Annotated in this window: 20 protein-coding genes; 3 read left to right on the top strand and 17 right to left on the bottom strand. The window is 66.3% G+C overall.

Going from position 1 to position 19753, the window contains the following annotated elements:
- Positions 1-16 precede the first annotated feature (16 nt).
- Entirely contained in the window at positions 17-334 is a 318-nt protein-coding gene (locus AC1RAA_RS09920; RefSeq protein ID WP_070059692.1) for an ArsR/SmtB family transcription factor, read from the bottom strand.
- A 168-nt stretch (positions 335-502) separates the two neighbouring features.
- On the opposite strand from AC1RAA_RS09920, the gene AC1RAA_RS09915 reads away from it, so the two are divergent.
- Positions 503-1231 carry an alpha/beta fold hydrolase gene (locus AC1RAA_RS09915; RefSeq protein ID WP_492729761.1) on the top strand — a complete coding sequence of 243 codons (729 nt, stop codon included), beginning with the start codon at positions 503-505 and terminating at the stop codon, positions 1229-1231.
- 13 nt (positions 1232-1244) lie between these two features.
- On the opposite strand, the gene AC1RAA_RS09910 is transcribed toward AC1RAA_RS09915, so the two are convergent.
- The 10 genes from AC1RAA_RS09910 to AC1RAA_RS09865 all read right to left on the bottom strand — a co-directional run bounded on the left by AC1RAA_RS09910 (position 1245) and on the right by AC1RAA_RS09865 (position 8489).
- A complete protein-coding gene (locus AC1RAA_RS09910; RefSeq protein ID WP_492729763.1) occupies positions 1245-1865 on the bottom strand; it encodes a 3'-5' exonuclease in 621 nt (206 codons plus the stop codon).
- Entirely contained in the window at positions 1862-2248 is a 387-nt protein-coding gene (locus AC1RAA_RS09905) for a TfoX/Sxy family protein (RefSeq protein ID WP_492729765.1), read from the bottom strand. The genes AC1RAA_RS09910 and AC1RAA_RS09905 overlap by 4 nt, the downstream gene beginning before the upstream one ends.
- Positions 2245-2640, bottom strand: coding sequence for a VOC family protein (locus tag AC1RAA_RS09900; protein ID WP_492729767.1), 396 nt, complete (start codon positions 2638-2640; stop codon positions 2245-2247). The genes AC1RAA_RS09905 and AC1RAA_RS09900 overlap by 4 nt, the downstream gene beginning before the upstream one ends.
- 26 nt (positions 2641-2666) lie before the next feature.
- Positions 2667-3161 (bottom strand): GNAT family N-acetyltransferase, encoded by a 495-nt coding sequence (locus tag AC1RAA_RS09895; RefSeq protein ID WP_223301265.1) that lies wholly within the window; start codon positions 3159-3161, stop codon positions 2667-2669.
- A gap of 46 nt (positions 3162-3207) precedes the next feature.
- Positions 3208-4086, bottom strand: a complete 879-nt coding sequence (gene fghA, locus AC1RAA_RS09890; RefSeq protein WP_492729769.1) for an S-formylglutathione hydrolase — start codon at positions 4084-4086, stop codon at positions 3208-3210.
- Positions 4083-5012: an alpha/beta fold hydrolase gene (locus AC1RAA_RS09885; RefSeq protein WP_492729771.1), complete on the bottom strand. Its 930-nt coding sequence runs from the start codon at positions 5010-5012 to the stop codon at positions 4083-4085. The genes fghA and AC1RAA_RS09885 overlap by 4 nt, the downstream gene beginning before the upstream one ends.
- 131 nt (positions 5013-5143) lie before the next feature.
- The gene (locus AC1RAA_RS09880; RefSeq protein ID WP_070059685.1) at positions 5144-6250 is read right to left on the bottom strand and encodes an S-(hydroxymethyl)glutathione dehydrogenase/class III alcohol dehydrogenase; all 1107 of its coding nucleotides are present in this window, start codon (positions 6248-6250) and stop codon (positions 5144-5146) included.
- A 52-nt stretch (positions 6251-6302) separates the two neighbouring features.
- Positions 6303-6953, bottom strand: coding sequence for a glutathione S-transferase family protein (locus AC1RAA_RS09875; RefSeq protein WP_492729773.1), 651 nt, complete (start codon positions 6951-6953; stop codon positions 6303-6305).
- On the bottom strand, positions 6950-7795 hold the full coding sequence (locus AC1RAA_RS09870; protein WP_492729775.1) for an aromatic ring-hydroxylating dioxygenase subunit alpha: 846 nt from the start codon (positions 7793-7795) through the stop codon (positions 6950-6952). The genes AC1RAA_RS09875 and AC1RAA_RS09870 overlap by 4 nt, the downstream gene beginning before the upstream one ends.
- A 19-nt stretch (positions 7796-7814) precedes the next feature.
- Entirely contained in the window at positions 7815-8489 is a 675-nt protein-coding gene (locus AC1RAA_RS09865; protein WP_447742866.1) for a Rieske 2Fe-2S domain-containing protein, read from the bottom strand.
- Positions 8490-8659: 170 nt separating this feature from the next.
- On the opposite strand from AC1RAA_RS09865, the gene AC1RAA_RS09860 reads away from it, so the two are divergent.
- Together AC1RAA_RS09860 and aroQ are read left to right on the top strand one after the other, a co-directional pair.
- On the top strand, positions 8660-9655 hold the full coding sequence (locus AC1RAA_RS09860) for a LysR family transcriptional regulator (RefSeq protein WP_492729777.1): 996 nt from the start codon (positions 8660-8662) through the stop codon (positions 9653-9655).
- A gap of 46 nt (positions 9656-9701) precedes the next feature.
- A complete protein-coding gene (aroQ, locus tag AC1RAA_RS09855) occupies positions 9702-10142 on the top strand; it encodes a type II 3-dehydroquinate dehydratase (protein ID WP_099796126.1) in 441 nt (146 codons plus the stop codon).
- Positions 10143-10308: 166 nt separating this feature from the next.
- Here the strand turns inward: aroQ and AC1RAA_RS09850 are convergent, their stop codons facing one another.
- The 6 genes from AC1RAA_RS09850 to grpE all read right to left on the bottom strand — a co-directional run bounded on the left by AC1RAA_RS09850 (position 10309) and on the right by grpE (position 19697).
- On the bottom strand, positions 10309-11883 hold the full coding sequence (locus tag AC1RAA_RS09850; protein WP_492729779.1) for a SpoVR family protein: 1575 nt from the start codon (positions 11881-11883) through the stop codon (positions 10309-10311).
- Positions 11880-13172, bottom strand: coding sequence for a YeaH/YhbH family protein (locus AC1RAA_RS09845; RefSeq protein WP_062470703.1), 1293 nt, complete (start codon positions 13170-13172; stop codon positions 11880-11882). The genes AC1RAA_RS09850 and AC1RAA_RS09845 overlap by 4 nt, the downstream gene beginning before the upstream one ends.
- An 81-nt stretch (positions 13173-13253) precedes the next feature.
- Complete coding sequence (locus tag AC1RAA_RS09840; RefSeq protein ID WP_062470701.1) at positions 13254-15176, bottom strand: PrkA family serine protein kinase; 1923 nt, start codon at positions 15174-15176, stop codon at positions 13254-13256.
- Between the two features lie 656 nt (positions 15177-15832).
- Entirely contained in the window at positions 15833-16969 is a 1137-nt protein-coding gene (dnaJ, locus tag AC1RAA_RS09835) for a molecular chaperone DnaJ (protein WP_062470698.1), read from the bottom strand.
- A gap of 103 nt (positions 16970-17072) precedes the next feature.
- On the bottom strand, positions 17073-19010 hold the full coding sequence (gene dnaK / locus AC1RAA_RS09830) for a molecular chaperone DnaK (protein ID WP_492729782.1): 1938 nt from the start codon (positions 19008-19010) through the stop codon (positions 17073-17075).
- Between the two features lie 114 nt (positions 19011-19124).
- A complete protein-coding gene (grpE, locus tag AC1RAA_RS09825) occupies positions 19125-19697 on the bottom strand; it encodes a nucleotide exchange factor GrpE (protein WP_082817966.1) in 573 nt (190 codons plus the stop codon).
- Positions 19698-19753 lie beyond the last annotated feature (56 nt).

Below are 19753 nucleotides of genomic sequence, written 5' to 3'. Positions count from 1 at the left end.
GCACAAGCTTTCATGGTCAGCAGTCGCAGGTGGTCGCGGGAAGGCAGGCTTCCCCCTGGCAGCAGTTCTCGGTGAGGTAGCCGAGCAGGCCGTTCATCCGCTCGAACGACGCGCGGTAGATGAGGTTGCGCCCCTGGCGCTCCTGCGAGACGAGGCTCGCGTTCACCAGCTCCTTGAGGTGAAAGGACAGCCCCGTCGCCGACACCGCCAGCGCTTCGGTCAGCGCACCCGGCGTCAGCCCGTCGGGCCCGGCCACCACCAAGGCACGGAACACCCGAAGGCGCACGGGTTGCGCGAGTGCGCCCAAGGCGCGGACCACATCGTTTTCTTCCATTATTCAAGTATCTTTGAATTATTGAACAGAGGCAACCCGAAAGACAAAAAGACCGGTGGCGCGAATCGGCCATCGCCCTGGCAGGCAACGGCCATCCGCGACGTACCGCTTTTTCTACAGTCGCCCTCGGTCCATTCCCCAATGACGCATCCAACGAAGGAGACACCCATGTCCGACACCTATGTTCTGGTTCACGGCGCCTGGCACACCGGCGCCGAAATGGAGGCCGTGGCCGACGGCCTGCGCGCGGCCGGCCACACCGTGCATTGCCCCACCGTGGCAGGCAACAACCCCGGCGACGACCGCGCGAGCACCGGCCTGGCCGACGCCATCGCCTCGGTGGTCCGCTTCATCGAGGGCAAGGACCTCACGCAGGTGCGGCTCGTGGGCCACAGCTACGGCGGCATGGTGATCTCGGGCGTGGCCGACCGCATCGCGGCGCGGCTGCAGCGGCTGGTCTACATCAACGCCTTCGTGCCGCTCGATGGCGAGGCGCTCAACGACATGGTGCCGCCGCATTACGTGACCATGTTCGACGTGGTGGCGGCCGCCAACAACAACGCCGTGACGTTGCCCTTCGAGATCTGGCGCGAGGCCTTCATCAACGACGCCGACCTGCCGCTGGCGCAGTCCGCCTACGACAAGCTCAACCCGCACCCGTACCGCACCTTCACCGACAAGATCCAGCTGAAGCAGCCGCTGGCGGCGCTGGCGCTGGGCAAGTCGTACGTCAACTGCCAGCAGGACACGGCGCTGCCGCACAGCCTGCCGTGGCATCCGCGGCTGTCGGAGCGGCTGGGGTTGTTCCGGCTCGTGGAGTGCCCGGGCAGCCACGAGATGTTCTTCTCGAACCCGCAGCGGCTGGCGCAGGCGATCCTCGAAGCGGGGCGCGACTGACGGAAGGCTTCAGTCAGCCGTTCGGAAAGAGCGCGTCGAACACGCGCAGCGACGCATAGGCGTCGTTGGCCGCGTAGCGGATCTGCGACTCGGTGAGCTGCTTGTGCGCCCAGTTCGAGGTGGTCGCCTTGCGCGACTTGGCGAAGCGGCGGTTGAACATCAGCGCCACCGCCGTCTTCACGCCCACCGAGCGGCGGTAGCCGCGCCGGCGGAATTCGTCGTCGATGTCGAACACGGCCTGCGGCGCAATCGCCAGCCGCAGGCGGATCAGCGACAGGTCGCTCGAGAGGCCGAAGCCGACCTTGCGCAGTTCGGTGGACGCGAGCAGGCCCGCGACCACGGGGTTGCATTCGTCGCGGTGCAGCTGGAACAGCCAGGCCGTGTCGCGCGTGGCGAACTGCACCACGTGCGGGCCGGTCGACACTTCGTTCTTTGCGAAGGTGGGGCGCGACTCGGTGTCGAAGCCGGCCACGCCGGCGTCGAGCAATTCGTCTGCGGCGCGCTCGGCCTCGGCCAGCGAGCTGACGACCACGATGTCTTTCAGGTCGAGGCTGTCGAACGGATCGAGCAGCGCGATCTGTTCACGTTCGGGAAGGGGCGGGAGCCGGTGGCTGTTGGTGTGGGGGGCGTTCACCGGGTCTTCGCTTTCGCGGCCTTGGGGGTTGTCTTGGGTTTGGGTTTTTTCGGCTTCGGCGGCTGGCCCGAACGCAGCGCGGCCTCGTAGGCCAGTCGGCCCCAGCGCGCGGCTTCCTCGCGGTCTTCGAACAGGTCGGCCGGCGCCAGGCGGTACGACATCGGCATCTCCTTGCCTTCGCGCACGTAGGTGAAGGGCGGCAGGTTGAGTGCGTCGAAGTGCGCGGCGCTGCCGGCATCGGACTTGAGGTACAGCGTGTCCTTGGCGATGAGCGCGATCATGCGGCCCTCGTGCCACACGCCGTGGCCGCCGAACATGCGGCGGGTCTCGATGCGGCCGAGGCGCTCGAAGGTCTCGTGCAGGCTCTGGACGAAAGCGCTCATGCAGTGATCTCGATGCGGTTGCCGTCCGGGTCGAGCACCACGCTCTCGTAGTAGCTGTCGCCGGTGCGGCGCGGGCCGTCGAGCAGCGGATAGCCGTCGGCCTTCAGCCGCTGCGTGAGCGCATCGACCTCGGCGTCGGAGCCGACCGAGATCGCCAGGTGCGTCCAGCCCATGCGCTGCGCGCCGGCCTCGGCGACCACGGGCGAGAGGGTGCTCGTGGTCATGGCCTCGATGCGCGCGCCGTCGCCCAGGCTCAGGAAGCACGAGGCGAAGCCCTTGGCCGGGTTGACGTAGCCGGCGCCGGCGGTGGCGCCGAAGTAGTCGACGTAGAAGCGCTTGCAGCGTTCGAGGTCGGTGGTCCAGAGGGCGATGTGGTCGATGCGGATGCGCATGGGGCAGGAAGGAAGTGCGAAGGGTGTCAGCCCGTGCGCCAGGGCGCGCGGGTGGGCGACCAATGGTAGGCGATGCGTTCGCGCCCGCTGCCAGGATGCCGGTCGACCACGCCGCGCACGAGGCCGTAGCGTTCGTAGAACCGCTGCGCCTCGGTGTTGGTGACGGCCACGTGCAGCCGCCAGCCGTGCGGCATGCGCACGCAGGCCTCGTCGAGCAGCGCCTTGCCCAGGCCCTGGCTGCGCAGGTGCGGCTCGACGAACAGCTGGGCCACGTACTCGCGCGCCGTGAGCAGCACCATGAAGGCCAGCACCTGGCCGTCGCGCTCGGCCAGCACCACGTCGGCGGGCGGGATGAATTCGGTCTGCACGCGCCGCAGCCAGTGGCCGATGGGCTCGACGTGGACGGCGCTGCGGTTGGCCGACACCCAGGCGCGGCGCCAGATGCCCGCGAGCACCATGTTCTCTTCGGCGCCGCCATCGCGCGAGCGCAGCTGGAAGGCGGGAATCTGGGCGGCGGACATGCGGACCATGATAGCCACGCCGGGTGCGGACCGCACCCCTTTGTGCTCAGCCGTTCAGCGTCTGCGCATGGTGCGCGATGTGGTCCGCCATGAAGCTCTGGATGAAGTAGTAGCCGTGGTCGTAGCCCGCGTGGCGGCGCAGCGTGAGCGGCTGGCCGGCGGCGAAGCAGGCGGCCTCGAAGGCTTCGGGGTGCAGCTGCTCGGCGAGGAATTTGTCGGCCAGGCCCTGGTCGATGAGGATGCCCTGCGGATAGGGCGCCACGGTCTGCGATTGCATCAGCGCGCTGGCGTCGTGCGCGAGCCATTGCGCGCGGTCGTCGCCCGGTTCGCCTAGGTAGCCGGCGAAGGCCTTCTGGCCCCACGGGCACTGGGTGGGCGCGCAGATCGGCGCGAAGGCGGAGAGCGACTTGAAGCGCCCCGGGTACCGCAGCGCCAGCGTGAGCGCGCCGTGGCCGCCCATCGAGTGGCCGAAGATGCCGATGCGCTCGCCGTCGACCGGAAAGTGGCGGGCCACCAGCGGCAGCAGCTCGTGCACGATCCAGCTTTCCATGCGCCAGTGCGTGGCCCAGGGCTCGGCGGTGGCGTCGAGGTAGAAGCCGGCGCCGATGCCGAAGTCCCAGCTGTCTTTCGCGCCCGGCAGGCCTTCGGGCCCGGCGCCGCGCGGGCTGGTGTCGGGTGCGATGAGCGCAACGCCCAGGCTCGCGGCCATGCGCTGCGCGCCGGCCTTCACCGCGAAGGTCTCCTCGTTGCAGGTCAGGCCGGCAAGGTAGAGCAGGGCGGGCACGCGCGTGTGCGCGGCCTGCGGCGGCAGGTAGACCGAGAAGCGCATCGGCAGGCCGATTTCGTGCGAGCGGTGCTCGACGAAGCGCTGCACGCTGCCGAAGGCGTGGTGTTCGGAAAGAAGTGTCGGGGTGGTGTCGGTCATGAAGAGGAGGTCGTCTGGCTGCGCAGCGCGGGCACGAGTTCGAGCGCGGCGTCGGCAAAGGTGCGCGGCGCTTCCTGCGGCAGGTTGTGGCCCGCGCCGGGCACGAGGCGGTGCGAACGCGGCCCGCTGAAGCGGTGCGCGTGGGCCGAGGCATCGGCGGGTGGTCGCACGCCGTCGTCGATGCCGTCGAAGGTGATGGCGGGCACGGTGATCGTCGGCTGCGCGGCAAGGCGGCGTTCGATGTCGGCATAGGCCGGGTCGCCGGGCACGAGGCCGAAGCGGTGGCGGTACGAATGGATCACCACGTCCACGAAGTCGGGGTGCTCGAAGGCGGCGGCACTGCGCGCGAAGGTGGCGTCGTCAAATTGCCATGTCGGCGACCACAACTGCCACAGCAATCTGGTGAGGGCCTTGCGGTCCTTCGCGAGACCGGCGCGCCCGCGTTCGCTGTGGAAGTAGTACTGGTACCAGAGGCTGTGCTCGTTGGCGGGCGTGTCGGGTTCCATCGCCTTGGCGATGTTCTGGATGTTGTAGCTGTTGAGCGAGACCAGCCCCGCGCAGCGCTCAGGCCACAGCGCCGCCACCACGCAGGCGGCGCGGCCGCCCCAGTCGTAGCCGGCGAGCACGGCGCGCTCGATCTTCAAGGCGTCGAGCAGCGCGAGCAGGTCGACGCCGAAGGCCGCCTGTTCGCCTGAGCGCGGCGTGGCCTCGCTCAGGAAGCGCGTGGCGCCGTAACCGCGCATGTACGGCACGATCACGCGGCAGCCTTGGGCGGCCAGCATCGGCGCGACCTCGGCGTAAGTGTGAATGTCGTACGGAAAGCCGTGCATCAGCAGCACGGGCGGGCCGTCGGCGGGGCCGGCTTCGTAATAGGCGACTTCGAGGACGCCCGCTTCTATCTTGCGCAGGGGTTCCATTCTTTCCATCACGAGATCACCTCCAAAGGGGGAGCCGATGTCTTTTCCAGGAACACCGCGGAACCGGCTTTGCCGGGCCGCTGGTGTTGCCCCCTGCAAGGGGGTTGGCGAAGCGACACGAAGTGCGCGAAGACTGGGGGTTAGTAAAGCACCACGCCGCGGATCGACTCGCCGCGCTTCATCAGGTCGAAGCCCTTGTTGATGTCTTCCAGCGGCATGGTGTGCGTGATCAGGTCGTCGATGTTGATCTTGCCTTCCATGTACCAGTCGACGATCTTCGGCACGTCGGTGCGACCGCGTGCGCCGCCGAAGGCCGAGCCTTCCCACTTGCGGCCGGTGACCAGCTGGAACGGGCGCGTGCTGATCTCGGCACCGGCCTCGGCCACGCCGATGATGATGCTGCGGCCCCAGCCCTTGTGCGTGCACTCGAGCGCCTGGCGCATCACCTGCGTGTTGCCGATGCACTCGAAGCTGTAGTCGGCGCCGCCGTCGGTCAGCTGCACGATGGCGTCGACCACGTTCTCGGTGGTCTTGGGGTTGATGAAGTGCGTCATGCCGAACTGGCGGGCCATGGCCTCGCGCTCGGGGTTCAGGTCGACGCCGATGATCTTGTCGGCGCCCACCATCTTGGCGCCCTGGATCACGTTCAGGCCGATGCCGCCCAGGCCGAACACCACGACGTTCGCGCCGGCTTCGACCTTGGCCGTGAAGATCACCGCGCCGATGCCGGTGGTGACGCCGCAGCCGATGTAGCAGACCTTGTCGAAGGGCGCGTCTTCGCGGATCTTGGCCAGCGAGATCTCGGGCGCGACCGTGTAGTTGCTGAAGGTGCTCGTGCCCATGTAGTGGAAGATGGGCTTGCCGTCGAGGCTGAAGCGGCTGGTGGCGTCGGGCATGAGGCCCTTGCCCTGCGTGCCGCGGATCAGCTGGCACAGGTTGGTCTTGCGGCTCAGGCAGAACTTGCACTGGCGGCATTCGGGTGTGTACAGCGGAATGACGTGGTCGCCCTTTTTCAGCGTGGTGACGCCGGGGCCGACGTCGACCACGATGCCCGCGCCTTCGTGGCCCAGGATGGCGGGGAAGATGCCTTCGGGGTCGGCGCCCGAGAGCGTGTAGTAGTCGGTGTGGCAGATGCCGGTGGCCTTGATCTCGACCAGCACTTCACCGAACTTCGGGCCTTGGAGGTCCACGGTTTCGATGGTCAGGGGTTGGCCTGCTTGCCAGGCGACGGCGGCTTTGGTTTTCATGGGATTCGGTTCTTCAGAGAGCGGAAGGGGACAAGGATACTCAGGCGAGCCTTCAGGCGGGGCCAGCCGGGAAGATACCCGACATGCCCACAAAGCCCGGCAGGTGACGAAAGTCCCAGACCCAGCGGCGCAGCGCGGGAAACTCGTCGAGCGAGATGCCGCCTTCGCCCGCCAGCGCCACGTACGGAAAGCAGGCGAGGTCGGCAATGGTCGGCTCGGGCGCGGCCACGAGCCAGCGCAGGCCGGTGGCGGCGTGCTGCTCGGCCAGGTGGTCGTCGAGCACACGGAAGGCCGCGCGCGCACCGCGCCGGCAGGCCTCGATGTCCAGGTGCGTGTAGCCCAGCGCGTCGTGCAGCCGGGCGGCCGAGGCGGTGCGCGTGATCTCGTCGGCCATGGCGAGCCACATCGCGACCTGGCCGCGCAGCTTCGGGTCGGCGGGGTACCAGCGCCGCCGTGCGTCGTCGTAGCGGCTCGCGAGGTAGACCAGGATGGCCTGCGCGTCGCGCAGCACGAAGCCTTCGTCGTCGATCACCGGGAGCTGGCCGAGCGGGTTGATGGTGGCAAGGAACGTGGCGGACTTGTGCTCGCGCCCCGGATGGAAATCGACCGGCACGCTCGCGTGGTCCACACCGAGCCACAGCAGCATCTGCCGCACCTTGAAGCAGTTGCCCGAGAGCGGGTAGTCGTAGAGCCGGACGGTCATGCGGCGGCCCTCGCGGTGCCGAAGCGCATGCCGCGCTCGCGCAGCCAGCGGCGGTAGGTGACGGAGGTGGTGTCGCCGCGCGTGGGTGTCTCGGCGCGGCCTTCGAGCGGCATGCGCTTGAAGGCGTGGTTCTCCAAAATTGGCTTGTCCTGCCCGAAGATCGTGTGCTGGAAGGCGATGAGCTCGGCGTCGCTCGACACGTCGTCGAAGTAGGCCAGCAGCGTGTGGGCGATGACGTGCTCGTCGTCCACCGGCTGCAAGAAGAGGCCGATGGCGTCGAGCCTGTCGGGCCGGTGGCTCGACTTGTAGAGCATGGCCGAGAAGGGCTGCATCACGCGGTACTTGTAGAACACCTCGCTGCCCGTGTCGTGGGCGGCCGAGGCGCGCGGCTGCCAGAAGCGGCAGTCGGTGGCCCAGATCTCGTCGGTGGCGGCGTCGACCTCGACGTTGTACTTGGCCACTTCGGTGTGCGGCACCTTGCCGAGGTAGTCGGGGTGCACGAAGGGGAAGTGCGCCATGTCCAGGAAGTTCTCGATCACGCGCAGGCCCGACACGGCCACGCCGAGCCCGCCGCAATCGACGATGCGGCGGCCAGGCTCTTCGTGCTCGGGGAAGGCGAACAGCGGGCGCGCGGGGCGGCCGCTGGGGCAGACCCAGAGGAAGCCGTAGCGCGACTGCACGGTCAGCGCGTCGGTGCCGAGCCGGGCGTGCGGCGTGCCGTCGGCGTCGGTGTGCAGCTGCAGGGTTTCGCCGAGCAGCCGCGCCGTGCGCGGCAAGCCGCTGGCGGGGCCGACGACGAGCCAGTCGTCGAGCATGTTGGGATCGTCGGTGACGAAGGGCATGTTGCTTCTTTCTTCTTGTTCAGTGCGAGGCGGCGGCTTCGATGTCGCTGCGCAGCTGTCGCGCCGCGCGGTGCACCCGGGCCATCGCGTCGGAGCCGGGGGCTGCGTCGGTCCACAGGTGCAGGAAGCTCAGCTGCGGCTGGGCGTCGAGCAGCAGCGCGGCGACGGGCGATTCGCCCAGCGTGCCTTGCCATGCATCGGGCGTTCCTGTCGACGCGAAGCCATGCGACGCCAGCGCAGCGCGCACCTCGGACGCGGCCACGCGCAGCGTCAGCGTGCGGGCGAGGTGCCAGCCGGCGGGCACGGCGCCGGCCAGTTCGGGCGGCGCATCTGCGCCGTCGGCCGCGAGGCGCACCCACAGCATCCCCGCGGCATCCGCCGTGGCGAACGTCTTGGCGCAGACGTTGCGCGGCGCTTGCATGGCCGGGTGCGCCGGGATGCGCACGCAGGCGCCGCTGCCGGCCTCGTACTGCCAGCCGTGGTACGCGCAGGCCAGGCGGTCGCCGCCGGTCACCTGGCCGAGCGTGAAGCGCACGCTGCGGTGCGGGCAGCGGTTCTCCCAGGCCTGCGGCGAGCCATCGGCCGCGCGCCACAGCGCGAGCTCCTGGCCTTGCGCAAAGCCGGCGACGATGTTGGCGCCGGCGCGCACCTCGGCGGAGGGCGTGACGGGGTGCCAGGTGGCGGAAGGGTTCATGGGTCTTGATCGTGGGGCGGCGGGAAAGGGCGCCACAAATCGGCATAGCATCGGCCATGCCCTTGTCGGCGGTGCCGCCTACCGTAGCGTGTCCGTCGCACCGATGAAAGCCCCATGCCAAGACGCTCCTTTTCATTCCTGCAACGACGACTCCCACGGCGGTGGCTTTCATGAGCGCAGGGCGCATCGACCTCGCGCTGGTCGAGGCCTTCGTCCTCGTGATGAAGAGCGGCAGCCTCACCAAGGCCGAGAGCCTGTCGGGCGTGTCGAAGGCCACGCTGAGCCGGCAGCTCACGCGGCTGGAGGAACTGCTGGGCGCCCAGCTGCTGCTGCGCAGCTCGCGCCGCATCGCGCCCACGGAGGCCGGGCGTGCGTTCTTCGCACGCTGCGAGGGGCTGCTCGGCGAGGTGAGCGGCCGGCTGGAAACGGCGCGCACCGAGGTGCAGGAGCTCACGGGCGGGGTGTCGGGCCGGCTCACGTTGCTGTCGGACACGCAGTTCAGCACCTCCTTCGTCTGCCATGTGGTGCGGATCTTTCTCGAATCGCACCCGAACGTGCGTTGCCAGCTCGACGTGGCGAACGGCGCGCAGGCCCCGCAGATCGGCGAGGTCGATTGCTACGTCGGCTCGGCGCCGCCCGACCTGCCGGACCTGGTCGCCAAGCTGCTGGGCCGGCTGGCCTACGGCCTGTACGCCAGCCCGCAGTATCTGGCGCGGCAGGGCACACCGCTGACGCCCGAGGCGCTGGCGCAGCACCGGATGATCGCGATGCGCGAGCCGTCGGGCCCGCCGTCGCCGCTGCGGCTGGTGTCGCAGCAGGCCTCGGGGCGCCATGTGGTGCGCACGGAGCCGGCCTTCGAGACCAACGACCACTGGGTGATGAAGACTTTCTGCATCGACGGCCTGGGCATCGCGCCGCTGCCGGTGTTCTTCGCGGGCCCCGAGGTGGCGCAGGGCGTGCTGGTGCCGGTGCTGCCGCAGTGGCCGCCGGAGGCGCGGCGGCTGTACTGCGCCTACCAGCGGCAGCGCTACATGGGGCAGAAGTTGCGCGCGTTCGTCGACCTGATGGCGCGCTGCGTGGCGGACATCGGCTCGTACAACCACTACGTGGGGTCGACCGCGGCGGTGTCACCTGCACGGCGGGTGCGGTCGGCGGCGCGACCATAATCTTGGCCATCTGCCGGTATCCGGTTGCTTCCTTCACCGATCCATCATGAAGAAAATCCTCGTCCTCAACGGCCCCAACCTCAACCTGCTCGGCACGCGCGAGCCCGAACAGTACGGCCGCGACACGCTCGCCGACGTCGAACGCCTGTGCAAGGACACGGGCGCGAAACTCGGTGTGGAGATCGAGTGCCGCCAGTCGAACCACGAAGGCGTGCTGATCGACTGGGTTCAGGAGGCGGGCCGCGAAGTGGCCGCCGGGAACATGTTGGGCGTGGTGATGAACCCGGGGGCCTACACCCACACATCCATTGCACTGCACGACGCGATCAAGGGGGCGAGCGTGCCGCTGATCGAGCTGCACATCTCGAACGTGCATGCGCGCGAGGAGTTTCGCCACCACTCGTACATCTCGCCTGCGGCGCGCGGGATCATCGTGGGGCTGGGGGTGAAGGGGTACACGCTGGCCATCGCCGCGCTGGTTCCCTGAGGTTGCCTTTCGGGGGCGTGCGCAAGGCACCGGGTACTTCCCTCCGCGAATGTCCCCCGCCTTCGGCTCCTCCTTGATTTCGCTGCGGGAAGCACCCAGTGCCCTGCGCACGGGGGCACGCTTCGGGTGGACGGCTGATCAACAGCCGCTCTGAGCAGCAGGTTTCTCAGTAGGTTTGCTTCGGCGCCGCGGCCTTCCAGCTGCGGCTGACCCGGCCTGCGCTGTCGACGCTTTCCAGGTGCACGTCGAAGCCCCAGAGCCTTGCGACGTGCTTCAGCACTTCTTCGGCGTTGTCGTTCAGCGGCAGGTTGTTGCGCTGCGTATGGCGCAGCGTGAGCGAGCGGTCGCCGCGCGTGGCCACGCTCCAGACCTGGATGTCGGGCTCGCGGTTGCCGATGTCGTACTGGCGTGACAGCGACTCGCGCAGCGCCTGGTAGCCGCTGTCGTCATGGATGGCCGACACCTCGAGCTCCGATTCGCTCTGGTAGTCGCGGATCGAGAACAGGCGGAAATCGCGCATCGTCTTCGGGCTGAGGAACTGGCCGACAAAGCTCTCGTCCTTGAAGTTGCGCATCGCGTAGTCGAGCGTCTTGACCCAGTCGGTGCCCGCGAAGTCGGGGAACCAGCGGCGGTCTTCGTCGGTCGGCTTTTCGCAGACGCGGCGCAGGTCGGTGAACATCTTGAAGCCCAGCGCATAGGGGTTGATGCCGCTGTAGGCGCGGTGGCCCACGGGCGGCTGGAACACCACGCTGGTGTGCGAGCTGAGCCATTCCATCATGAAGCCGTCGTCCAGCTGGCCGCGGTCGTACATGGTGTTGAGCAGCGTGTAGTGCCAGAAGGTGGCCCAGCCTTCGTTCATGACCTGGGTCTGGCGCTGTGGGTAGAAGTACTGCGCGATCTTGCGCACGATGCGCACCACCTCGCGCTGCCACGGCTCGAGCAGGGCGGCGTTCTTCTCGATGAAGTAGAGCAGGTTCTCCTGCGGCTCGGGCGGAAAGCGGCGCGCGGCTTCGGACTCGGCCGCCTGTTCGCTCTTGCGCGGCAGCGTGCGCCACAGGTCGTTCACCTGCTGCTGCATGTGGCGCTCGCGGTCGGTGCGCTGCGCGCTCTCTTGCGCCAGCGAACGCTTCTGCGGACGGCGGTAGCGGTCGACGCCGTAGTTCATGAGCGCGTGGCAGGAGTCGAGCAGGTCTTCCACCGCGTCGAGGCCGTGGCGTTCCTCGCACTCGGCGATGTAGTGCCGCGCGTAGACGAGGTAGTCGATGATCGACGACGCGTCGGTCCACATGCGGAACAGGTAGTTGCCCTTGAAGAAGCTGTTGTGGCCGTAGGCCGCGTGCGCGATCACCAGGGCCTGCATGGCCATGGTGTTTTCTTCCATGAGGTAGGCAATGCACGGATCGGAGTTGATGACGATCTCGTAGGCCAGCCCCATGTGGCCGCGCTTGTAGTTCTTCTCGGTGGAGATGAACTGCTTGCCGTACGACCAGTGTCTGTAGATCATGGGCATGCCCACGCTGGCGTAGGCGTCCATCATCTGCTCGGCCGTGATCACCTCGAGCTGGTTCGGGTAGGTGTCCAGGCCGAAGCTCCTCGCCGTCTTGGCGATCTCGGTGTGGTACATCTCGATGAGTTCGAAGGTCCAGTCGGACGGGCTGGGCAGGCGCTCGAGGCGGGAGGTGGGCAGGTCGGTGCTGCGCGGCAGGACGGGGGCCCCGGGAGGGCGTTCGGTGGTGATCATGTGGGCACCCCTTCCTTCTTGAACAGGTCGCGGAACACCGGGTAGATGTCCTGCGCGTCCGATACCTTGCGCATGGCGAAGTTGGGCGCCACGCCTTCGAGCTGCTGGTATTCCTGCCACAGGTTCTGCTCGGTCTCGGCCACCTGCACGTAGGCGTAGTAGCGCACCACGGGCAGGATGTTGTCGACCAGCAGTTCGCGGCAGCGGCCGCTGTCCTGGTGCCAGTTGTCGCCGTCGCTGGCCTGGGCGCCGTACACGTTCCATTCGCCGCTGGCGTAGCGGGCCTTGATGATCTCGTCCATGAGCACCAGTGCGCTCGACACCACGGTGCCGCCGGTCTCGGTGGCGTGGAAGAACTCTTCTTCGGTCACTTCCTGCGCCTGCGTGTGGTGGCGCAGGAACACGAGGTCGATGCGCTCGTAGTGCCGTGTGAGAAACAGGTACAGCAGCATGAAGAAGCGCTTGGCCATGTCCTTGCGCGCCTCGTCCATCGAGCCCGACACGTCCATGAGGCAGAACATCACGGCCTTGGCGCTGGGCACGGGCGTCTTCACGCGGTTGCGGTAGCGCAGGTCGATCGGGTCGATGTAGGGCACGTGCCGCATGGTGCGGCGCAGCTCGGCGATGAGATCCTCGGTCTCGCGGATTTCCTTCTGGATCAGCGCGGTCTCGGCCTGCGGATGCGCTTTCAGGACCAGGAGGTGCGCCTCCAGGCGCTTGAGCTCCTTGCGCGGTTCGCCGCCCAATGCAATGCGCCGCGCCAGCGCGCCGCGCATGGAGCGCACCACGTGCAGGTTGTTGGGCGAGCCGTCGCTGGTGAAGCCGGCGCGGTGGCTCTTCCACTCGGGCACTTCGGCGATCTGGGTGCGCACGAGGTGGGGCAGCGCAAGGTCGTCGAAGAAGACGCGCATGAACTCCTCGCGCGTGAGGCGGAAGACGAAGTCGTCCTCGCCTTCGCCGCTGTCGCTGGCCTCGCCGCTGCCCGAGCCGCCGCCGCCCTGGCCCTCGGGGCGCGCGATGCGGTCGCCCTTGAGGTATTCCTGGTTGCCGGGGTGCACGTACTCGCGGTCGCCGCCGCGCGCATGGCCGAACACCGGCTCGGAGACATCGTGGCGCGGCAGGGTCACGTCTTCGCCTTGCTCCAGCTCGCGGATGTTGCGCCCGCTGACCGCGCGCCGCACCGCCTCCTGGATCTGGCCCTTGTAGCGCCGAAGGAAGCGCTCGCGGTTGCCGATGGACTTGTTCTTGCCCGAGAGCCGACGATCGATGATCTGCTGCAGGATGGCCACGATGTTTTCAAAGCTCCTTGCAAAACGGTGGACGGTGCGCTGGTTAGGTCCTTCGCACGCGTCCGTTGTTCCCGCTGTCCGCTATGAACTCTTGCGCACCCGCAGGTACCACTCGCACAGAAGCCGGACCTGCTTGGCGGTGTAGCCCTTCTCGACCATGCGGGTCACGAAGTCTTCGTGCTTCTTCTGCTCGTCGGCGCTGCTCTTGGTGTTGAAACTGATCACCGGCAGCAGCTCTTCGGTGTTGGAGAACATCTTCTTTTCGATCACCGCGCGCAGCTTCTCGTAGCTGGTCCACGCCGGGTTGCGCCCCGCGTTGCCGGCCCGTGCGCGCAGCACGAAGTTGACGATCTCGTTGCGGAAGTCCTTCGGGTTGCCGATGCCGGCGGGTCGCTCGATCTTCTCGAGTTCGCCGTTGAGCGAAGCCCGGTCGAACACTTCGCCGGTGTCCACGTCGCGGAACTCCTGGTCCTGGATCCAGTAGTCGGCGTAGGTCACGTAGCGGTCGAAGATGTTCTGGCCGTACTCGCTGTAGCTCTCCAGGTAGGCAGTCTGGATCTCCTTGCCGATGAACTCGGCATAGCGCGGCGCCAGCAGCTCCTTGATGTAGCTGATGTACTTCTGCTCGGTTTCCGGCGGAAACTGCTCGCGCTCGATCTGCTGTTCGAGCACATACATCAGGTGCACCGGGTTGGCGGCCACCTCGGTGCTGTCGAAGTTGAAGACCTTGGAGATGATCTTGAAGGCGAAGCGCGTGGAGACGCCGCTCATGCCTTCGTCGACGCCCGCGTAGTCGCGGTACTCCTGGATCGACTTGGCCTTGGGATCGGTGTCCTTGAGGTTCTCGCCGTCGTACACCTGCATCTTGCTGAAGGTGCTGGAGTTCTCGGGCTCCTTCAGGCGCGTGAGCACCGACAGCTGCGCCATCATGCGCAAGGTGCCGGGCGCGCACGGCGCCTTGGCCAGCGAGGAGTTGCGCACCAGCTTCTCGTAGATCTTGATCTCTTCGGAGGCGCGCAGGCAGTACGGCACCTTCACGATGTAGATCCGGTCGAGGAAAGCCTCGTTGTTCTTGTTGTTGCGGAACGCCTTCCACTCGCTCTCGTTGCTGTGGGCCAGCACGATGCCGTCGAAGGGAATGGCGCCGAAGCCCTCGGTGCCCTTGAAGTTGCTTTCCTGCGTGGCCGTGAGCAGCGGGTGCAGCACCTTGATGGGTGCCTTGAACATTTCCACGAACTCGAGCAGGCCCTGGTTCGCCAGGCACAGGCCGCCGGAGTAGGCGTACGCGTCGGGGTCGTCCTGGGCGTAGGTCTCGAGCTTGCGGATGTCGACCTTGCCGACCAGCGAAGAGATGTCCTGGTTGTTCTCGTCGCCGGGTTCGGTCTTGGCGACCGCGATCTGGCGCAGCACTGAGGGGTAGCGCTTGACCACCTTGAACTGGCGGATGTCGCCGCCGTACTCCTCGAGGCGCTTGACGGCCCAGGGCGACAGGATGCGGTTCAGGTAGCGCACGGGGATGCCGTACTCTTTTTCGAGGATCTCGCCGTCTTCGAGGGTGTCGAACAGCCCGAGGGGCGATTCGTTCACCGGGGAGCCGTGGATCGCATAGAAGGGCACGTGCTCCATGAGCTGCTTCAGGCGCTCCGCGATCGAGCTCTTGCCGCCGCCGACGGGCCCCAGCAGGTAAAGGATTTGCTTCTTTTCTTCGAGTCCCTGCGCGGCGTGGCGGAAATAGGACACCACCTGCTCGATGGCATCTTCCATGCCATAGAACTCCTTGAACGCCGGATAGATCTTGATGACCTTGTTCGCGAAGATCCGCGAAAGACGGGGGTCATTGCGGGTATCTACCAGTTCCGGCTCGCCAATGGCCTGGAGCATTCGTTCGGAGGCCGTTGCATATGCCGTCGGATCGCGTTTGCAGATATCCAGATATTCCTGCAGCGAGAGAACTTCCTCGCGGGTGCGTTCGTAGCGGGCTGCAAAGTTGCTGATCACGTCCATGGTCGCGCCTCCTTCAGGTCGGCGGGGCTTTTGACCCCGATGCCTACAGCCAGAGACTGCGTCGCTCCTCTTGGAAGAGGGGCCCCGCCCATGGCCGTATGCCGTGGAAAACTCCCTTACACACTATCTACACAATCGGTTCAATCAGCATAAAGCAAAGAATGAACCGGGCAAATGTTTTATTTATTCTGAACCCCTCTGCCGAGTAAAGTTCCTCGGAAAACAAGGAACTTCTATTCGTGTTTCTGTTAAATTGAAAAGCTCGCGCTCGCGTAATTGTCCCCGGATGAAATGACTATGCCGAATGGCTATCGTCCTCATTGAAATTCTGTGGCGAACACCTTTCCTAATTGAACCCGGGTTCAATAAAGCCGATGCCTTTCAGCAATAACGCGCGACCTGTCGTTTGGTTTATTGCATATCCAAAAAAACATTAAAGCAATCCCCGCGCCACTCCTGTGGCGAGTGGCTGGCGCATGGCAACGTGGGAAGACAACGCGGGCGCCGGTCGGCGGCGTTCCGCAACGGTGCGGGGAGCACCGTTCGCGTGCCTGGCGCGCCGCCACAGGGCGGCAGCGGCCGAAAGAGGGCACGCTTCGGGCCGACAGGGCGCCGGCCCGGCGCTGACGAAGGCCGTCAGCGCGTCAGCATCATCATCAGCTGAAGAATTCCTTGGCCTTGTCGAACCAGCCCTTGTCGGTCGGGCTGTGTTTCTCGCCACCCTTCTTGAGCGATTCGTCGAGCTCCTTGAGCAGCTTGCGCTGGTGCTCGGTGAGCTTCACGGGCGTTTCCACGCGCACGTGGCAGTACAGGTCGCCCGGGTAGCTCGAACGCACGCCCTTGATGCCCTTGCCGCGCAGGCGGAACTGCTTGCCGCTCTGGGTGCCGTCGGGAATGTCGATGGCGGCCGCGCCCTTGAGCGTGGGCACGTTGATCTCGCCGCCGAGCGCCGCGGTGGTGACGCTCACGGGCACCACGCAGTGCAGGTCGTCGCCGTCGCGCTCGAACAGGTCGTGCTTCTTGAGGCGGATCTCGATGTACAGGTCGCCGGGTGGCCCGCCGTTGGTGCCGGGCTCGCCGTTGCCGGTGCTGCGGATGCGCATGCCGTCGTCGATGCCGGCCGGAATCTTCACCTCGAGCGTCTTGTTGTTCTTGATCTTGCCCTGGCCGTGGCACACGGTGCAGGGCTCGGGAACGATCTTGCCGCTGCCGTGGCAGGTCGGGCAGGTCTGCTGCACGCTGAAGAAGCCTTGGCGCATCTGCACGGCGCCCGCGCCGTGGCAGGTGGTGCAGGTGATGGGCTTGGTGCCGGGCTTGGCGCCGGAGCCGTGGCAGGTGCCGCAGTCGTCCCAGCTCGGGATGCGGATCTGTGCGTCCTTGCCGTCGGCGGCTTCCTCGAGCGTGACTTCCATCGCGTAGCTCAGGTCGCTGCCGCGGAACACCTGGCGTCCGCCGCTGGTGCGGCCGCGGCCGCCGCCGAACACGTCGCCGAAGATGTCGCCGAAGGCCTCCGCGAAGCCGCCGAAGCCTTCCGCGCCGGGGCCGCCGCGCATGTTGGGATCGACGCCGGCATGGCCGTACTGGTCGTAGGCCGCGCGCTTCTGGCCGTCCGACAGCATTTCGTACGCTTCCTTCACCTCCTTGAACTTGGCCTCGGCGTCCTTGCTGGTGTCGCCGTGGTTGCGGTCGGGGTGGTGCTTCATCGCAAGCTTGCGATAAGCCTTCTTGATTTCTTCCTCGCTCGCGTTCTTGGGAACGCCGAGGGTTTCGTAGTAGTCGCGTTTGGTGGCCATGGCAGCAGATTCGGTCGGGCGGCGGGAACTCGTCGGGGAACTGGAAGCGAGAAAGGCTGGAGCACCTGTTCAGGTGTTCCAGCCTTGTTAGAAGGGCAGGGGATCAGCCCTTCTTCACTTCCTTGACTTCGGCGTCGACCACGTTGTCGTCAGCCTGGGCATGCGCCGCAGCTTCCGCGCCTGCCGGGCCGCTGGCGGCCGAGGCGTTGGCCGCAGCCTGCGATTCGGCATACATCTTCTCGCCGAGCTTCTGGCTCGCGGTCATCAGCGTGTTGGTCTTTTCCTCGATCACGGTCTTGTCTTCACCCTTGAGGGCTTCTTCCAGGTCCTTGATCGCGGCTTCGATCGCGTCCTTCTCGGCAGCTTCGAGGCTGGCGCCATGCTCGCCGAGCGACTTCTTCACGCTGTGCACCATGGCTTCGCCCTGGTTGCGCGCCTGCACGATCTCGAGCTTCTTCTTGTCTTCGTCGGCGTTGAGCTCGGCGTCCTTGACCATCTTCTGGATCTCGTCTTCGCTCAGGCCCGAGTTCGCCTTGATGGTGATCTTGTTTTCCTTGCCGGTGCCCTTGTCCTTGGCGCCGACGTGCAGGATGCCGTTGGCGTCGATGTCGAAGCTCACCTCGATCTGCGGCGTGCCGCGCGATGCCGGCGGAATGCCTTCCAGGTTGAACTCGCCCAGCAGCTTGTTGCCCGAGGCGATCTCGCGCTCGCCCTGGAACACCTTGATGGTCACGGCCGGCTGGTTGTCCTCGGCGGTCGAGAAGGTCTGTGCGAACTTCGTCGGGATCGTGGTGTTCTTCGTGATCATCTTGGTCATCACGCCGCCCATGGTCTCGATGCCCAGCGACAGCGGGGTCACGTCCAGCAGCAGCACGTCCTTGCGGTCGCCCGAGAGCACCTGGCCTTGAATGGCGGCGCCGACAGCCACGGCTTCGTCGGGGTTCACGTCCTTGCGCGGTTCCTTGCCGAAGAAGGCCTTCACCTTTTCCTGCACCTTGGGCATGCGGGTCATGCCGCCGACCAGGATCACGTCGTTGATGTCGTTCACGCTGATGCCGGCGTCCTTGATGGCCAGGCGGCAAGGCGCGATGGTGCGCTCGACCAGCTCATCGACCAGGCTTTCCAGCTTGGCGCGGGTGAGCTTGATGTTCAGGTGCTTCGGACCGGTGGCATCGGCCGTGATGTACGGCAGGTTGATGTCGGTCTGCGCGCTGTTCGACAGCTCGATCTTGGCCTTTTCAGCGGCTTCCTTCAGGCGCTGCAGGGCTAGCACGTCCTTGCTCAGGTCGACGCCTTGTTCCTTTTTGAACTCGCCGATGATGTAGTCGATGATGCGCTGGTCGAAGTCTTCGCCGCCCAGGAAGGTGTCGCCGTTGGTCGACAGCACTTCGAACTGCTTCTCGCCGTCGACGTCCGCGATCTCGATGATCGACACGTCGAAGGTACCGCCGCCCAGGTCATACACGGCGATCTTGCGGTCGGCCTTGTCCTGCTTGTCCAGGCCGAAGGCCAGGGCAGCAGCGGTGGGCTCGTTGATGATGCGCTTGACGTCCAGGCCCGCGATGCGGCCGGCGTCCTTGGTGGCCTGGCGCTGTGCGTCGTTGAAGTAGGCCGGCACCGTGATCACGGCTTCGGTCACGGCTTCGCCGAGGTAGTCTTCGGCGGTCTTCTTCATCTTGCGCAGGATGTCGGCGCTGACCTGCTGCGGGGCCATCTTCTTGCCGCGCACTTCCACCCATGCGTCGCCGTTGTCGGCCTTGGCGATGGTGTAGGGCATCAGGTCGATGTCCTTCTGGACTTCCTTTTCCTCGAACTTGCGGCCGATCAGGCGCTTGATCGCGTACAGCGTGTTCTTGGGGTTGGTGACGGCCTGGCGCTTGGCCGAGGCACCGACCAAGACTTCACCGTCTTCCTGGTACGCGACGATCGACGGCGTGGTGCGCGCACCTTCCGAGTTCTCGATCACACGCGTGGTGTTGCCTTCCATGATCGACACGCACGAGTTGGTGGTGCCGAGGTCGATGCCGATGATCTTTGCCATGTTCTTACTCCTGAAATTCGGAAAAATATGTTGTTATGAACTTGTGGATAACCCGGTGCGATTCAAGGGACGACGCGGGGATTTCCTGTGGGAATCTTGTGGGGCAGTGCCGATTTACTTCGGGGCGGCCACGGTGACCAGCGCCGGGCGCAGCACGCGCTCGTTGATCGTGTAGCCCTTTTGCAGCAGGCCCACCACGGTGTTGGCGTCCTGGTCGGCGGGCACCATCGAGATGGCCTGGTGCAGGTGCGGGTCGAACTTGTCGCCGGCAGCGGGGGCCACTTCGATCACCTTGTTGCGTTCGAGCGCGCTCTTGAGTTGGCGCAGCGTGGCTTCGGCGCCTTCGCGGATCTGCTCGGGCGTGGCGTCCTTGACGGCCAGGCCGGCTTCGAGGCTGTCGGTCACCGGCAGCAGGCTCTCGGCAAAGGCTTCGACCGCGAACTTGCGGGCCTTGGTGATCTCGTCGTCGGCGCGGCGGCGGGCGTTCTGCACGTCGGCCTGGGCGCGCAGGTACTGGTCGGCCAGCTCGGCATTCTTGGTCTGAAGGGCAGCCAGTTCGCCTTGCGCCACGGCCAGGGCGTCGAGCGCCTCGGCTTCGTTGGCGGCTTGCGCGGCCTCCAGTTCTTCGGGACTGGGCTCGCCTTGCAGCATTTGAGAATTCTGTGCGGATTGTTGCGGGTCAGACATTTTTCAAAGAACCGGCGTGCGCCGGAAAACAAACACAGCCAGCCACTTGGGGCTGC

The sequence above is a fragment of the Variovorax sp. GW823-FHT04F07 genome (genome assembly GCF_058795995.1).
The sequence above is the reverse complement of the archived record's forward strand: the minus strand, read 5'-3'. Positions and strand labels throughout refer to the sequence as shown.

What these genes read in the sequence shown, in the direction of transcription:
- fghA (WP_492729769.1), bottom strand. Translation starts at nt 4,086, where the DNA reads ATGACCGACACCACCCCGACACTTCTTTCCGAACACCACGCCTTCGGC.
- AC1RAA_RS09905 (WP_492729765.1), bottom strand. Translation starts at nt 2,248, where the DNA reads ATGAGCGCTTTCGTCCAGAGCCTGCACGAGACCTTCGAGCGCCTCGGC.
- aroQ (WP_099796126.1), top strand. Translation starts at nt 9,702, where the DNA reads ATGAAGAAAATCCTCGTCCTCAACGGCCCCAACCTCAACCTGCTCGGC.
- dnaJ (WP_062470698.1), bottom strand. Translation starts at nt 16,969, where the DNA reads ATGGCCACCAAACGCGACTACTACGAAACCCTCGGCGTTCCCAAGAAC.
- dnaK (WP_492729782.1), bottom strand. Translation starts at nt 19,010, where the DNA reads ATGGCAAAGATCATCGGCATCGACCTCGGCACCACCAACTCGTGCGTG.
- AC1RAA_RS09915 (WP_492729761.1), top strand. Translation starts at nt 503, where the DNA reads ATGTCCGACACCTATGTTCTGGTTCACGGCGCCTGGCACACCGGCGCC.
- AC1RAA_RS09880 (WP_070059685.1), bottom strand. Translation starts at nt 6,250, where the DNA reads ATGAAAACCAAAGCCGCCGTCGCCTGGCAAGCAGGCCAACCCCTGACC.
- AC1RAA_RS09885 (WP_492729771.1), bottom strand. Translation starts at nt 5,012, where the DNA reads ATGGAAAGAATGGAACCCCTGCGCAAGATAGAAGCGGGCGTCCTCGAA.
- AC1RAA_RS09900 (WP_492729767.1), bottom strand. Translation starts at nt 2,640, where the DNA reads ATGCGCATCCGCATCGACCACATCGCCCTCTGGACCACCGACCTCGAA.
- AC1RAA_RS09860 (WP_492729777.1), top strand. Translation starts at nt 8,660, where the DNA reads ATGAGCGCAGGGCGCATCGACCTCGCGCTGGTCGAGGCCTTCGTCCTC.
- AC1RAA_RS09895 (WP_223301265.1), bottom strand. Translation starts at nt 3,161, where the DNA reads ATGTCCGCCGCCCAGATTCCCGCCTTCCAGCTGCGCTCGCGCGATGGC.
- AC1RAA_RS09840 (WP_062470701.1), bottom strand. Translation starts at nt 15,176, where the DNA reads ATGGACGTGATCAGCAACTTTGCAGCCCGCTACGAACGCACCCGCGAG.
- grpE (WP_082817966.1), bottom strand. Translation starts at nt 19,697, where the DNA reads ATGTCTGACCCGCAACAATCCGCACAGAATTCTCAAATGCTGCAAGGC.
- AC1RAA_RS09875 (WP_492729773.1), bottom strand. Translation starts at nt 6,953, where the DNA reads ATGACCGTCCGGCTCTACGACTACCCGCTCTCGGGCAACTGCTTCAAG.
- AC1RAA_RS09865 (WP_447742866.1), bottom strand. Translation starts at nt 8,489, where the DNA reads ATGAACCCTTCCGCCACCTGGCACCCCGTCACGCCCTCCGCCGAGGTG.
- AC1RAA_RS09870 (WP_492729775.1), bottom strand. Translation starts at nt 7,795, where the DNA reads ATGCCCTTCGTCACCGACGATCCCAACATGCTCGACGACTGGCTCGTC.
- AC1RAA_RS09850 (WP_492729779.1), bottom strand. Translation starts at nt 11,883, where the DNA reads ATGATCACCACCGAACGCCCTCCCGGGGCCCCCGTCCTGCCGCGCAGC.
- AC1RAA_RS09920 (WP_070059692.1), bottom strand. Translation starts at nt 334, where the DNA reads ATGGAAGAAAACGATGTGGTCCGCGCCTTGGGCGCACTCGCGCAACCC.